The following is a 13,428-nucleotide window of genomic DNA, read 5'->3' as shown; positions in this document are numbered from 1 at the left end:
ATGCTCGGCATGTCCTCACCTGGGCGGCCTCGGCTCGTCACCCCCGAACGCCTCGTCGACGCCGGCGCGCGTATCACGCTGCCCAAGTTGAGCATCCGATCGATCGCCAGCGATCTGGGGGTAAGTGAGATGTCGGTGTACCGCCACGTCGGCGACCTCGACGGACTCCACCGCATCGTCGCCGACGGCATCGTCGCGCGAACCCCACTCCCCGAGCCCACCGCCGACGATCCGGAGGACGCCCTCGTCGACCTCGCATTGGCCTTACGTGATTTCGTGGTCGCGAATCCCGGGATCGGCAGGTATCTCACTGCACTCACTCCGAGTTCAGAAGGCGCACTGGGTGCGATCGACCGCAACCAGAAAGAATTCGCCGACCGCTACAGCTGGGAACCGGCGAACGCAAGCATCGCCCTGTCCGTCGTCGCCGAGCACGCGGTCGCACTCGCCGAGATCAACCCGGTCTCGCACCGCGACGAGCGTGACACGATGCGCCCCTCGAGGGCCGATGGGTTCCGCACGATCAACTCCGGCGCACGGAAGCTCGCGCACCTCACACCTCGTGAGACATTCGCGTGGTCGATGCGCGCGACCGCGCGCGGAGTGATCTCGATGCTCGGTGCCGGACTCTGACGTGCACCCGCGAGTCTCCCAGCCATCCGCGCGCGCACAATCGCGCTAGCGGGAAGCTGGGATCGTCGCAACCACCGTTCACCGGGGCGCACGCGGCGCGTCAGCAGCACCGGCCACTGCAGCGATGGCCTCCGCGATCCGCGCATCCGCGCGCAGCGCGGACTCCGCGGCTCGACGGTGCTCCCCCAACTCCGCATGCGCACGCCCGATCACCTGCATCAAGTGAGAAGCCAGCATTGCCCCGCCACCCTGCAGCGCCCGGTCGTCGATCTGCAGATCCTGCAACGACCCATCAGCACCCACACGCACCGACACCGTCGCACTGCTCGCAGAAGCGCTCGCAGTCGTCAGAGCAGAAACCAGATCGTCGAGATGCCCGGACAGCGGATCGAGGTCCGAGCCTGCCCCTCGCCCGGATACAACAGAACCCACGGACCCCCCCTCGCGACGTATCGGTATGGCTGGGATACCGTAGCCGATCATCCGCGGGGGCCGGATGCATCGGGGGGATACATGTACGTCGATACAGCTTTGGTGCGGGAGTTCGCATCGGCGATGGGCACCACAGGCGCAGAGGCAGGTGCCGTCCGTACCGACGGCGCGTGCAGTTCCGTAATCGATGCTCTGCCCGGGTCATCGATCGCGACCGCAGTCATGGCGCACGCTCTGCTGGCTCACACCGGACTCCAGCAGGTCGCCCACCACCTCGCCGACACCCGCGACCGGCTGGTCGCGAGTGCCGAAGCATACGATGCCACCGACGATGAGACTGCAGCGAAGCTTGTTTCGGTCGACGGATCCTCACTGTGGTGACCCCTACCGTCTCGCAGGTACTCGCATGGTCGCCCAATACGCTCCATTCCATGGCGACCGCGTGGACCGAAGCGGCAGCGACCCTGGACGGCCAGTTCCGAAACGCAAGTCACGCCGCGGCCGGTTCCTACACATTCTGGACCGAAGGCGCCGGCGACACGATGCGCAGCCACGTCTACGACGTCCTGCACCCGGGCCGCACCCTCGCCACCGCCCTGGCAGATGCCGCGGCCGAACTGACGACGCACGCCGGGCGACTGCAGGATGCGGTCGGAACAGCAGTTTCCCACATCCAAGACGCACGCGGGTCCGGATTCTCGGTCGCCGACGACGGCACCGTGACACCGCCGCCACCTGTCGTATCGGACTCGCCGGACTCGAGCGGATCCCAGATCGTCATCCAGATGGCGGCACTGAGCCAACGCGCGAACATCCTGACCAGGATCATCACCACAGATCTCGTAGCAGTCGATACCGCCGACACTGCTGCGACCGTTGCCGTCGCCGATGCGTTCTCCAGGGTGCGACGGGATTCCGACCTCGACCCGAGCCTTCTCGCCCCGGTACGAAACCCTTGCCCGATCCGATGCAGCCGGCGATGGCACCGCAGCACGCAACGGCACTCTGACGCTCACCGACTACCAGCGGATCGCTGACATCCTCGTTGCCGCCCAGCTCTCTCCCGCACAGCTCGACGCGCTCGCACGCGGAGACACCGTCGACAATGTCCCGACGGCCGTGCTGACATACCTGCGCGACTTCTACCGGGAGGCAGGCACGGACGGCCTCCTCGATGTCGCCGACGTTCTGCGTGGTCGCGAGGAATCCGGTGACGACGATGCCGCGTCCCAACTCGATGCACTCGCCAACGGACTACTCATGATCTCGAACGAGAACGTGGGCGACGGCCAGAACACCGGCAGCTACGAACTAGTCCCGGATGAACTGCGCGACACCCTGTCTCGGATCCGTAATCCCGGTGAGGATGCACGCTTCATGGGAGATTTCTTCGACGACGTATACGTGGACAAACGGCTCGCCGACGTGGCAGCTCTTCTCGGCGAGGCCAACCCCGGAGTCGTTCCCGGCACGCAATTCGCAAGCGAGCTCGACCATGCGGCCTCACGCTTGCTCGACATCGCCTCAGGAACAGGCGGACTCTACCGAGATGCGTACGAGCCGGTCGCAGAGAAGTTCCTGGACATAGGACTGCGGAACGAGGACGCCTCCTACGAACTGCTCACCGCATCCGACAACACCCGAACGTTGATGCCGCTGTTCGAGCACGAGTGGAACGACGACGGAGCGACACTGAGCCGTCTCGTGGGCTGGATCCCCGAAAACTCAGCAGTCACCGGCCCCGACGACACCGTCCGCGCCGAACGCGCAGGGGAGGCAGCGCACTCGCTCGCGCTGATGCTGTCATCGTCGGGTTCCGACTCCCCCGTCGCCTTCACCGATGCAAACAACACCAACCCATACAGACGGCTGATGGACATACCCGGAGTGGGCGACGGGAGATCCGCTCTCGGAGAGGTCAACCCGGCACTGACGCAGTCGATCGCGGGCGCATTGTCGCCGTACGTGATCGACATGGTGACCGATGATCCGAGACTGGCCTATCACGAGAGCTTCGACTGTCTCGGCCCGGTCGAGACAACGCGCATCTTCTCGCTGCTCGACAGCGACCCGCACGCGGGAACACTCATCAGCGGCCACGCACTCGCGGCGGCACACGAGATCGACCGCGCGTTCGCCCGCTCGGACGTAGATCCGCCCCCGATCACGCTCGGAGAAACCTCAGGAAGGCTCCGCGCTGTCGTGGAGGGCGGTCTCAGGACTGAACTCGGCGACAGGTTGAGCGACTCCGGCGAAGCGAAATCCGACCGGGCAGCAACACGTGCCGGACACTTCGGGGCCGGGCAGGCCATCACTGCAACCGGTTTGAGCTACCTACCTCCACCGTGGGGTGTCGCCGCATCGGGCGCTGTCTACACCGCTGGAGCGTTGCTTTCGGGCAACATCATCGATGCCGACGGCAACCTGACCGATCGGTTCTCCGGATCGCCGGAAGCCCGTTTCCGGATCAGTCAGTACGAAGCCGGTCCTGACCAGATTCGCATGACCGACAACGAGATCAAGTACACGATCCTCACCGAACTCGTCGACTCGGGCCGGGTGCCGGCTACCGATCTCCCACCGGAAGCAAGTCGTGCCGGCACCTTGATCACATATGGGGAACTCATGGACGGACACACAGACAACGGAGAACTACAGAACATCGAGCGAGTCAGGCAAGGTATCGTCGACGAAACTCCCGGCGCCTTCGAACGTTCCGGCATTCGACGTGTCGACGAGTACATCGATCAGCACTCGGTGGCAATCAATGCCTACTACGACAACATCTTCGGTAGCGACGACGACCAACGAGCATTCGAGTCGGTCTTTATCGGAGACGGTGAGCCCACCCGAATGAGCAGGTGGCCCGTATGAGATCCGCACCTGCAACGCTGCTCGCATGCCTGCTTGCTTCAACACTGCTGAGCGGGTGTATCCCCACCTTCACAGCCAACGACGCGGGGCCTACATCCGAATCATCCAGTACCTCAGTACCTTCTACATCGGGGCCGTACCGCGTTCCTGACACTCGGCTCACCTCCACCATCGTCTGGTCCGCCGAACCCGGAATCGATCTCTTCAGCACCGAGGCCACCCTCGCCCGCGCCGCGATCGAAGCCAATGAGATCGCACTCGCCAACTCCGTCACCGACAGCTATCGCGGATTCGCCCGCGCCATCGACCAAGAGACGAAAGACCAGTATGACGAGTTTCCCCCGCTCAACACACAGCACTTCGGTACCGCCTACTTCCACATCATGCGCATCGAACCCACCGAGACCGGCTTCATCGCACACTCCTGCCACCAAACATCCAACGTCGCAGTGAGAAACACCGATGATCACTACAGCCGCTCCGTTACCACCGGGGGCCCGAACCTCAAATTCGTTCTTCAGCGAACGAGCAATGTGACTCCGGTGCCACCTTCGATCGGGTCCACCTCCACCCCGCCCGTCAACGAAAACGGGAATCCACAATGGCAAGCCCCCACCTACGACGTATTCACCGGCTGGAACATCAACATCGACGGCTCATCCGGACGCGACCACACCCAGGCATGCCGACAATGGGGACACCAGTACGCTCCCGACGCAATCCAAAACGAGTACTTCATAGTCACATCCGACACACCCCCAGAAACGCTGCCGGCCTACCCTGGATGGTGAGCCCACGTTCCCGCGCGGATCCCAGCCATCCGCGCGCACAATCGCGGTTGCGCGAAGCTGGAATCGTCGCGACTACCGTTCACCGGGGCGGACGCCCGATCACCTACATCAGGTGAGAAAGCCTGCACCGCCCCGCCACCACCCGTTCGAGTTCGTCGACATCCTTGATGTCGGTCAAGATAATGCTCGTGTTCGCACGGTTGACGAACGTCGACGCGGTGAACTCCAACACGCCCACCAATGATCTGTCCTCAATGATCGGAGCCTGCCCCCGAAAGTTCGAAGGGCAGGGGGCGCCGAAAAAGGCGACGCCTTCGGCCTGGTCCAGGAAACCGTCAAATCTGCGAGTATGTACACATGTCGGCCCTGAGAATCTTAGGACGCGTGACCGGATGGACCTGCATCGCGATCGGAGGGATCCAGCTCGTCGGCGGAGTATCCGGGGAACCCGGCATGACTTATGGCGCGACCGTGGATTCACACGTGCGCTTCATGGGTCCCGTCTTCGCCGGCTACGGTTTGAGTTGGCTCGACGCCGCGGCTCGCCCACAACCGGTCCTGAACCGAATGCGGATCCTGGCCGGACTGATGGCGCTCGGAGGTGTCGGCCGGCTCGCGACCCGCGCCACCCTGGGTCGGCCCCACCGCTTCCATGATTTGCTGCTCGCTGTGGAGCTCGCTGCCCCCGTAGTGGTGGAGGCGCTGGATCGACGCGAGCCTCCCGCGCGCGGTTAGTCCGCGCGATTGGCCTCCGACCAGGAGCTACGGAACCTGCCTGGTCAGCTGTGCCCAAGGAGCTCATCGGCGATGAACGCCGTCCACGACAGAATCCGCTCGGTATCAGTCGACGGGAAGTACTTGTAGTCCCGTGCCGTGACCGTCTCCGCCAGTTCGGACAGGTCGATGTTGCTGCTCGTCGCTCCGTCGGGCGCAGGGCCTGAGAACAGCCAGACCAGCCGTTGCGTCAGAGCTGGGGCGTGACGTGTGCACGCCTCGCGCGCGACGTCGGGCCAGCCGTCACCCTCCGCGTCGCTCCCGATGACTATGGCCTCGAACTCCGCGGCCCGTTCGAGGTCGGACAGGGTGCCCAGTGTGACCTCGAATCCGTGTTGGGCCAGCGACCCCGCGATCACCGTGGCGGTGCGCCGGGTAGTGCCTCGGGTGCTCTCGGTTGCGACAAGGACGGACATGCCCACCGGGTTCCCCGGCGCCGGAGTGGAGAAACATCGCTTCGAACATGGCTACACCGAGTCCTCAGGTAGCGACGGCCCCCCAGTCCTCGGGCGCCACCTCGCGGATCGTCTGTCCGAACGTCCACGCGTGGCCCTCGGGGTCGTCCGCGGAGAAACTGCGGTCGCCGTACGACTGGTCTTCGAGATCGGCAGTAATCTTCGCCCCTGCCTCCTGCGCCCGACGATAGAGCGAATCGACATCGTCCACCTGGACGTGAATCTGCACCGTCGCGCCACCGCGACGGCCCGGGCCGCGGTAGTCCGGGCCGGGATCGCCCAGCATGATCACCGCCTCGCCCAGTCTCATCTCGGCGTGGCTGACATACCCGGCGGGATCGTTGTAGCGCAGTGTCTCCTCGAACCCGAAAGTTCGAGTCAGAAAGGACAACGCGCTCTCCACGTCCTCGTACAGCAAGTGCGGCGTGACGGTGTTCATGAGGAACTCCCTGGAACTCGGCGTCGATCGATGTGCTGACATATCGAGCATCATGGTTCGAGGGCGGCATCGTCTTGAACGATTGGAAGATCCCCACCGATCAGTTCCCGAGGCGTGCAGCCGGCAAGATCGACGAATTCCCGTGTCAAATGCGCCTGGTCGGAGTATCCACACGACACAGCGACGTCCGCGACAGATCCGCGCCATCGCGGCGACCGCAGCGCCAGCTGGGCCCGTTCGAACCGGATCACCCTACTCGCCAGCTTCGGTCCGAGCCCGAATTCGTTCTGGAACAACCGGGTCAGGTGCTGGCGAGAGTAGCCGGTATGCGCTGCGAGCCGGGAGACGGGCAGCGCCCCGCCGCCATGCACGATCCCCTGCCACGTGGCCGCCAACTCGCGAGCAACGGGCTTCTCCAGCCGCAGCCGGAGCAGGACCCGGTCACACGCATCGAACCGCTCCGGCCAACCGAGGTGTTCCTGCAGTCGCTCCCAGAGCTCGTCCCCCACCTGTCCCAGCACGTCGGCGGATTCGAAGGAGCCGTCCCACAACTCGGCCGCCGGCATTCCGAAGAGGGCGCGACACCCCACCTGCCAGTGTATTGCGTATGGAAGCCCATCTGAGCGGAGAGCTCGGGTGTGACGCCGTCGGGAATCGCAAGGCTCGAGCCGGCCTTCCGCAATCAGCCTCGGGGCCTCGCGCGCCCCAGGTTGCCGCCGCACGTTGCCGTGTCGCGCCGAGTTTCCGCTGTATGCGATCCGGTCGAATGATCCCGCCATCCGACCAGCACCTTGTGCACCGTCTCGGCACCATGCAGTGGCGCAGGCGGTGCAGGCAGGTCTGCGGGGTAGATGAGAAAAGGCGTGCTCTGCGGTCCGCCCATCCCACCGTGCGAACCGACCTGCTCCTCGAACGCCGCAACCTCGTCGGTGTCGGGCCAGTACGCGCCGCCCACCATGATGTCGGCGACGTTGTCGAAGGTGTCGGTGCGACGCACCTTCACCAGCGCGTCGTCGCCCATCACCGCCAGCGGGTCGTCGCCGGTGACCTCACCGGTGGTCAGGTCGACCTGGCCGTGCGGTCCGAGTACCACGGATCCGCCGGTGCCGCCACGAGCAGAAAGCCGATCCCGGGATGCTCCCGCAGGCCGGTGAGTAGCCCCGGGTGAGCGCCCTCGATGGCGTTGATGTCGGCACGACCGGGCAGGTCCGGGAAATAGATCAGACCGAGGTTGCCCGAGCCGAGCACGATCGGCTCACCCGTAGACGGATGCACCTCCTCGCCGGCGGCCGGCGAATGCACACTCGCAGCGGCATATCCACGTCGTTCTGCTCCAGGTTGGGAAGAGACGTCGGATCCAGACCTATGCCGGACAGCATCCAACTCTCGCGTCGAAGCCAGACGGATTACCAACTGCCCCAGTGTTTCCCCATAGCGTTGCAGAAAGGTCGCGCCCTGACTCTGGCCGTGGTCGGACAGCACCACCACACGGTACGGCCGGTCGGCCTGCGCCACCACGGAGAGCAGCATCTCGACGACGTCGTCGAGTTTGGTCAGCACCGCAAGCGTTTCGGGCCTGGAGATACCGGAGTGGTGCGACACCTCGTCGTACCCGATCAGATCGAGATAGACGGCGCTGCGCCCCTTGATCAGATCTCCGACCACCGCGGCAGCGGCGACGTCGGTGGCCAGCACCGTCGCGAACGCCCGAACGAATGGATACAGCCCGCCCCGCGGCACCCGCGGCCGGATGTCCTTTCGCTTCTGCCGCAGAGACTGACGTACTTCCCGTTGCAGTTCGGCAACCATCCTGATGACGGTGCGCAGTGCACTCGCCGGATCGGCGAAATAGTCGCGGTAGCCGGCACCGCCACCGAGGCGCGCACCGCGCATGCGGCTGACGACGAGAACGTTGTCGTGCGCGCCACCGGTGAACAGGTTGCCGCGGCTCGCACCATCGCGCGCGAGCAGCCCGGGAATGTCGCTGCGTTCGAGTTCTCGCTGTTCGTTGTCGGCCGGGTTGCTGAATACGGAGATGCGTCCGGTGGTCTTGTCGTACCAGCGGAAGGCCGGCACGTTGTGGTTCGAGCCGTGCAGCACGCCGAGTTGGGTCGCGCCCGTCTGGCTACTCCAGTCGGTATGCCACGGCATAAGGCGGTGGGTCTCGCGCACCAGCTTCGCCAACCCGGGGTGACACCGTCGGCGATCGCGCGGCGCAGCACGTCGTAGCCGAGTCCGTCGATCTGGATGCACAACAACCCCGGGGACGCGTCCGCGAGCACCCTGCGGCGACGCAATCGGAACCGTTGTCGGCGTACCTGCATCAACCGGTACGCGACATCGGACCGAGAAGCGATGGCGCCCGAGACCACGGACGTGAACAGCGACAGCAGCGCGGCGATGAAGAACGCATCCTGCCACCGGTCCACCGACGCCAACGGCACGAGGTACAGCGTCAACAGCATGATCAGTCCGCCAGCCACGAACACCCCGACGAACAACAGCACCGGGCCGATCCATGACATCAACCGCATCATCACGGGCCACAGTGCCGCGTTGAACAACCCGAAGACCAACGACAACGCCAGCGCGGCCGGAAGGGTCGAAATCGGAGCGAAGCCGGACGGATCCAAGGTGATGCCGCCGAGGATGCGGTCGAGCACGATGATCGCGAGCGCCGACGACCCCCACAGCACAAGGAACTCGACGAGCACCCGAACCATGCCACTCACCGTGCGCATCGCAGTTCCTTCCCTCGTCTGGAATCGTAAGGGTCGTGAACGCCACTGCGGGTCGAGATGCCGTCCCGTCCGGTGTGCGCTGGCTCGGACACGCCAGCACGCTGATCGCGGACCGGGGGACGGTGGTCCTGACCGATCCGGTGCTGACCGACCGCGTCGCGCATCTGCGCCGCCGACGGGGTCCCACTCCCAGTGGGCCGCATGTGCGAAGCCCTGACGCGGTCCTGCTCTCGCATCTGCACGCCGACCACACACATCTACCGTCGTTGCGGCTGCTCGATCCGAGCACTCCGATCGTGACCCCGTGGGGAGCGATCGACGGTCTGCCCGCACTGCGCCGGTTCGACGACCGCCTGATGCCGCTGCGAACCGGCGACGAGATCCGGATCGGCAGCGTCACTGTCCGCGCTGTGCCCGCCCGACACGACGGTCGACGCTGGCGACGCGGCCCGGAACTCGCGCCGGCGATCGGCTTCGTCGTCGAGGGCGACCACCGGACGTACTTCGCCGGCGACACCGATCTGTATCCGGGCCTCGCAGGCCACGTCGGCCCCGTCGACATCGCGTTGCTTCCCGTCGGCGGCTGGGGCCCGACCCTGGGCAACGGCCACCTCGATCCGTCCCGGGCGGCGGTCGTCGCGCGCCTCGTGGCCGCAGGCCTGGCGGTACCGATCCACTACGGCACTTTGTGGCCGGTCGGACTCGATTCCGTGCGCCCCCGATTGTTCTTCGGTCCCGGAGCCGAGTTCGTCCACCATGCGGGGCGGTCAGGTATCGACGCCGTGGAGCTGTCCCCGGGTGGCGCACTCGTCACGCCGCACGAGTGAGGTGCTCTACGGGTCAGCGAAACAACTGGACATTCGCGGCGGCCCACTGAGCGAAGGTCGTCGCGGGCCGGCCGAGAATCTCCTCGACCGTCGTCAATGCCGATTGCGGATGATCGACGAGCAGCGCCCGGCCATCCAGATACCACCCGGCGTACTCACCCATCGACCGAGCAAGCACCGCTTCCGCTTCCTCCCGCGACACCTCGACGAACGGCACGTGGCGCCCGAGCGCCGAACCGATGCCCTGCACCATCTGCGGATGGGTCAGCGACTGTGGCCCGGTGAGTTCATACGTGCGCCCGGAATGGGAATCGCCGAGCAGTGCCTGCGCCGCGACCGCAGCGATGTCTTCGAGCGCGATCGGGGCATTCGCCGCGGTCGGATACGTGCCGCGGACCTCACCCGTCGTGCGTATCTGCTCTGCCCAGATGGTCGCGTTGGTCATGAACTCGCCGGGTTCGAGGTGGGTGCATTCGAGGCCGGACGCTTCGACGTCGGCCTCGATGCCGTACCAGTCGGTTCCCGGTCCGCCTGTGAGGGTGACGAACCGGCGCACCCCGGCGCCGCGCGCGAGGATCGCGACTTCCCGCGCTGCCGCGGGAACCGGCGCGAGGTACACGGTGTCGATGCCGTCGAACACCCCGCTGAGTGAATCAGGCTTGCCCACATACCCTTCGACGACTTCCACGTCGCCGGGTAGTGCCGCCCGCGTGGGATTCACGGTCAAGGCGCGCACGTGTGGGGCATCAGCGCGCATCAGTTCGTCCACCACGAGTCTGCCGACGTTTCCGGTTGCTCCCGTCACGAGAATTGTCATTTCACCAGGGTAGGTCGCCGTCGCAGCGCCAGTCGGCGAATACCTGCACGATATGGAGCGCAAGCTTGACGTCCGTACTCACACCCGATTCGGGATCGCTCGGATTTCTTGGTTACTTCAACGGCGTATAGCGACGTCGATCCAACCGAAGTTCGATCTGCGCCGTGACAATCCGGGCGCGATGTCCACCGCGTACAACGGGCACAGGTGACGGATTTAGTCTTCCGCCACCGCGAGCACGACGTCGATGTTGCCACGCGTCGCGTTGGAGTACGGGCAGACCTGGTGCGCCTTCTCGGTGAGCTCGAGCGCCGTGTCGTGCGTCAAATTCGGCAGTGAGACCTCGAGAGTGACCGCGAGCGCGAAACCGCCCGCGTCCGTCGGGCCGATACCGACACGAGCACCGACTGCGGAATCGCTGACGTCGGCACCTTCCTGACGCGCGACCATCTGCAGGGCGGAGTGGAAGCACGCCGCGTATCCCGCGGCGAACAACTGCTCGGGGTTGGTGCCCTCACCGTTGCCGCCCATTTCGGTGGGGATCGCAAGGTTCACGTCGAGCTTTCCGTCGCTGGCGCGGGCGTGACCGTTGCGTCCCTCACCGGTGGCAAGAGCTTCTGCGGTGTAGATGATCTTCATGGGGGTCCTACCCTTCTTTGGAGGTTCCGCCGGTTGCGTCCTGCAGCGCGGCGGTCAGATCGTGAAGCGTGTCTCGAAGCGCGACCAGTTCGTCGACGCCGAGCCCACTCGAGCGCGCGATGCAGCCGGGTATGTCCTCGGCCTCCTCGCGTAGCGCGTTGCCAGCATCGGTGAGGTGAACGACGACTCGGCGTTCGTCGGCGCGTTGCCGTCGACGTTCGACGAACCCGGCGGTCTCGAGCCGTTTGAGCAGCGGCGACAACGTGCCGGTATCGAGATCTAGGGCGTCGCACAGATCGTGCACGCCGCGTGCGTCACGTTCCCAGAGCGCCAGCAGTACGAGGTACTGCGGGTACGTGACGCCCAGCCGCTCGAGGTGCGGCCGGTACACGGTTGTGGTGGCGCGCGACGCCCGGTAGAGCGCGAAGCACACCTGCTGGTCGAGCGCGAAGTGATCGGACACGAAAATAAAGGTAGTGCACGGTTCTATTTTGCGCAATACAAAAGTCCACGATCTACCGGGTGAAGTGGATCACGGTGCAAGGGGGCCGGGAAGGGCACCGCAGTCACGGCCGAGTCAGTCGTCGAATGGCATTGAGCGGCAGCCTCAACCACGTCGGCCGGTTCCGCGCCTCGTACACCACCTCGTAGACCGCTTTGTCCACCTCGTATGCGCGGAGCAGGACACCGACCTCTCGCGGATCGGATCCGGCGGTAGCAGCGTAGCCGTCGCAGAACGCGGCGGAACTGCGTTGCGCCCACTCCCCCGCCCGGAACTCCCGCTGGGACGCGACACCCTCGGTTTCACTTTCGCGCACCGCATGATGCGCCGCATAGTCGAACGACCGCAACATGCCGGCCACATCACGCAGCGCCGTGTCCGGCTCCCTCCGTTCGGCCAGTGGCTTCGCCGGCTCTCCCTCGAAGTCGATGAGCAGCCACCGCTCGGGTGTCCGCAAAACCTGACCCAGGTGCAGATCGCCGTGGATGCGTTGCACCGTAATCGGGTCGAGTGCCGCCACCTCCTCGAACAGCGCCCGCGCGCCGGGCACGAAAACCGCGAGTTCGTCCACTTCAGCGGCTGCGGCATCCAGCCGGCGCACCATACCCGCAGCGAGGTCCGATGCCGGGCGCTCCGAGACGCCGAGACCCTCTGCGAGATGAGCGTGGACCTCCGCGACCGCGACACCGATCCGGTGCGCCTCACCTGCGAAGTCGGTGCCGACCTCGTCGGCGCGCAGATCACCCTCGAGGAGCAGGTCGCGGACGCTTCCTAAGGCCATCGACCAACCGTCGGCGGAGTTCGCCGCGAAGTCTTGAACCATCGCGAGAGTGGTACGCACACCCTCGATATCCGCCTCGAGCCATGCGCGGATCGGCGCGACCGACCGACACTGGCCCGCGGCAAGCGCGAGATGGAGTTCGACGTCGGGATTGATCCCCAAAGTAACGCGGCGGAACATCTTGAGCAGCAACTGTTCTCCGAGTGCCACCGAGGTGTTCGACTGTTCGACCCTCAGTGCGCGCCCCCGCATCCCCGGCTCGATCACGGTGCCCGGGACGGTGTGTAGTTCGATGGGACCGCGGGTCGCGCCACGCGCCAAGCTGCTGTTCGCATACAGACCGATGATCTCCTGGTCGCGGAGCCCGTCGTAGACGAACACGGAGCGGCCGGCTGCCTCATCCGGAGCGGCGATCGTCGACGGTGCCAGTTCGTCCGGCAGGTGCGATCGATAGCCGAGGGGCACCTGATAGATCTGTTCGGGTGCGGAGTCGAACGTGACCGCCACCAGCACGTGGTCGGCGCCGAACCCTGACTCCTCGGCCAGGGGTTGTCGCAACACGACTCTCACGCCGGTGATCCTGTGCCCCTTCGCGGCACACCACCGCTGGTGCGGCAGCCATTCCACCAACCGGGCCTCGAGGTCGGAATCCGGATACAGCCGCTCGTTCGACTCGGTCATGGCTACACCGCAGCCGGCATGAGCCATATCCCGCAAACGGAG

The 13,428-nt window shown here is 65.5% G+C and carries 15 protein-coding genes and 1 pseudogene; 6 read left to right on the top strand and 10 right to left on the bottom strand.

The features are described from left to right. Positions 1-9 precede the first annotated feature (9 nt). Complete coding sequence (locus HCA61_RS18995; RefSeq protein ID WP_169689755.1) at positions 10-633, top strand: TetR/AcrR family transcriptional regulator; 624 nt, start codon at positions 10-12, stop codon at positions 631-633. Between the two features lie 78 nt (positions 634-711). On the opposite strand, the gene HCA61_RS18990 is transcribed toward HCA61_RS18995, so the two are convergent. Further along, on the bottom strand, positions 712-1,065 hold the full coding sequence (locus tag HCA61_RS18990) for a YbaB/EbfC family nucleoid-associated protein (protein ID WP_169689754.1): 354 nt from the start codon (positions 1,063-1,065) through the stop codon (positions 712-714). An 81-nt stretch (positions 1,066-1,146) separates the two neighbouring features. On the opposite strand from HCA61_RS18990, the gene HCA61_RS18985 reads away from it, so the two are divergent. The 3 genes from HCA61_RS18985 to HCA61_RS18975 all read left to right on the top strand — a co-directional run bounded on the left by HCA61_RS18985 (position 1,147) and on the right by HCA61_RS18975 (position 4,730). Next, complete coding sequence (locus HCA61_RS18985; protein ID WP_169689753.1) at positions 1,147-1,446, top strand: type VII secretion target; 300 nt, start codon at positions 1,147-1,149, stop codon at positions 1,444-1,446. A gap of 507 nt (positions 1,447-1,953) precedes the next feature. Next, positions 1,954-3,939: a hypothetical protein gene (locus HCA61_RS18980; protein WP_169689752.1), complete on the top strand. Its 1,986-nt coding sequence runs from the start codon at positions 1,954-1,956 to the stop codon at positions 3,937-3,939. Then, positions 3,936-4,730 (top strand): hypothetical protein, encoded by a 795-nt coding sequence (locus HCA61_RS18975; RefSeq protein WP_169689751.1) that lies wholly within the window; start codon positions 3,936-3,938, stop codon positions 4,728-4,730. Before HCA61_RS18980 ends, HCA61_RS18975 begins: the two co-directional genes overlap by 4 nt. Positions 4,731-4,833: 103 nt before the next feature. Here HCA61_RS18975 and HCA61_RS26660 read toward each other — a convergent pair whose 3' ends face one another. Beyond that, positions 4,834-4,968 carry a hypothetical protein gene (locus tag HCA61_RS26660; RefSeq protein ID WP_277352041.1) on the bottom strand — a complete coding sequence of 45 codons (135 nt, stop codon included), beginning with the start codon at positions 4,966-4,968 and terminating at the stop codon, positions 4,834-4,836. 119 nt (positions 4,969-5,087) lie between these two features. Here HCA61_RS26660 and HCA61_RS18970 point away from each other — a divergent pair, with 119 nt between their 5' ends. Further along, positions 5,088-5,465, top strand: a complete 378-nt coding sequence (locus tag HCA61_RS18970) for a DUF4345 domain-containing protein (protein WP_240959825.1) — start codon at positions 5,088-5,090, stop codon at positions 5,463-5,465. 44 nt (positions 5,466-5,509) lie between these two features. Here HCA61_RS18970 and HCA61_RS18965 read toward each other — a convergent pair whose 3' ends face one another. From HCA61_RS18965 to HCA61_RS18950, 4 genes and pseudogenes are all read right to left on the bottom strand, one after another. Beyond that, entirely contained in the window at positions 5,510-5,920 is a 411-nt protein-coding gene (locus tag HCA61_RS18965) for a flavodoxin domain-containing protein (RefSeq protein WP_169689749.1), read from the bottom strand. Positions 5,921-5,984: 64 nt separating this feature from the next. After that, positions 5,985-6,398 carry a VOC family protein gene (locus tag HCA61_RS18960; protein ID WP_169689748.1) on the bottom strand — a complete coding sequence of 138 codons (414 nt, stop codon included), beginning with the start codon at positions 6,396-6,398 and terminating at the stop codon, positions 5,985-5,987. 50 nt (positions 6,399-6,448) lie between these two features. Next, a complete protein-coding gene (locus HCA61_RS18955; RefSeq protein WP_240959824.1) occupies positions 6,449-6,964 on the bottom strand; it encodes a helix-turn-helix transcriptional regulator in 516 nt (171 codons plus the stop codon). A gap of 116 nt (positions 6,965-7,080) precedes the next feature. Beyond that, a pseudogene (locus HCA61_RS18950) lies at positions 7,081-9,139 on the bottom strand (phage holin family protein). A gap of 35 nt (positions 9,140-9,174) precedes the next feature. Between HCA61_RS18950 and HCA61_RS18945 the strand changes: the two are divergent. Continuing rightward, entirely contained in the window at positions 9,175-9,966 is a 792-nt protein-coding gene (locus tag HCA61_RS18945; RefSeq protein ID WP_169689746.1) for an MBL fold metallo-hydrolase, read from the top strand. 13 nt (positions 9,967-9,979) lie between these two features. Here HCA61_RS18945 and HCA61_RS18940 read toward each other — a convergent pair whose 3' ends face one another. The 4 genes from HCA61_RS18940 to HCA61_RS18925 all read right to left on the bottom strand — a co-directional run bounded on the left by HCA61_RS18940 (position 9,980) and on the right by HCA61_RS18925 (position 13,386). After that, positions 9,980-10,783: an NAD(P)H-binding protein gene (locus HCA61_RS18940; RefSeq protein ID WP_169689745.1), complete on the bottom strand. Its 804-nt coding sequence runs from the start codon at positions 10,781-10,783 to the stop codon at positions 9,980-9,982. Positions 10,784-10,999: 216 nt separating this feature from the next. Further along, positions 11,000-11,422, bottom strand: a complete 423-nt coding sequence (locus HCA61_RS18935; RefSeq protein ID WP_169689744.1) for an organic hydroperoxide resistance protein — start codon at positions 11,420-11,422, stop codon at positions 11,000-11,002. A gap of 7 nt (positions 11,423-11,429) precedes the next feature. After that, a complete protein-coding gene (locus tag HCA61_RS18930) occupies positions 11,430-11,885 on the bottom strand; it encodes a MarR family winged helix-turn-helix transcriptional regulator (RefSeq protein WP_169689743.1) in 456 nt (151 codons plus the stop codon). 103 nt (positions 11,886-11,988) lie between these two features. Next, positions 11,989-13,386 carry a hypothetical protein gene (locus tag HCA61_RS18925; RefSeq protein ID WP_169689742.1) on the bottom strand — a complete coding sequence of 466 codons (1,398 nt, stop codon included), beginning with the start codon at positions 13,384-13,386 and terminating at the stop codon, positions 11,989-11,991. Positions 13,387-13,428: the final 42 nt, after the last annotated feature.

Source organism: Rhodococcus sp. HNM0563, assembly GCF_012726195.1.
Taxonomy (GTDB): domain Bacteria; phylum Actinomycetota; class Actinomycetes; order Mycobacteriales; family Mycobacteriaceae; genus Rhodococcus.
This window is presented reverse-complemented; position numbering and strand designations above follow the sequence as displayed.

Bases quoted from the DNA above. Each gene is read 5' to 3' on its own strand.
- HCA61_RS18955 (WP_240959824.1), bottom strand. From the start codon at position 6,964: ATGCCGGCGGCCGAGTTGTGGGACGGCTCCTTCGAATCCGCCGACGTG.
- HCA61_RS18995 (WP_169689755.1), top strand. From the start codon at position 10: ATGTCCTCACCTGGGCGGCCTCGGCTCGTCACCCCCGAACGCCTCGTC.
- HCA61_RS18925 (WP_169689742.1), bottom strand. From the start codon at position 13,386: ATGACCGAGTCGAACGAGCGGCTGTATCCGGATTCCGACCTCGAGGCC.
- HCA61_RS18975 (WP_169689751.1), top strand. From the start codon at position 3,936: ATGAGATCCGCACCTGCAACGCTGCTCGCATGCCTGCTTGCTTCAACA.
- HCA61_RS18985 (WP_169689753.1), top strand. From the start codon at position 1,147: ATGTACGTCGATACAGCTTTGGTGCGGGAGTTCGCATCGGCGATGGGC.
- HCA61_RS18970 (WP_240959825.1), top strand. From the start codon at position 5,088: ATGTCGGCCCTGAGAATCTTAGGACGCGTGACCGGATGGACCTGCATC.
- HCA61_RS18980 (WP_169689752.1), top strand. From the start codon at position 1,954: ATGCGTTCTCCAGGGTGCGACGGGATTCCGACCTCGACCCGAGCCTTC.
- HCA61_RS18940 (WP_169689745.1), bottom strand. From the start codon at position 10,783: ATGACAATTCTCGTGACGGGAGCAACCGGAAACGTCGGCAGACTCGTG.
- HCA61_RS18960 (WP_169689748.1), bottom strand. From the start codon at position 6,398: ATGAACACCGTCACGCCGCACTTGCTGTACGAGGACGTGGAGAGCGCG.
- HCA61_RS18935 (WP_169689744.1), bottom strand. From the start codon at position 11,422: ATGAAGATCATCTACACCGCAGAAGCTCTTGCCACCGGTGAGGGACGC.
- HCA61_RS18965 (WP_169689749.1), bottom strand. From the start codon at position 5,920: ATGTCCGTCCTTGTCGCAACCGAGAGCACCCGAGGCACTACCCGGCGC.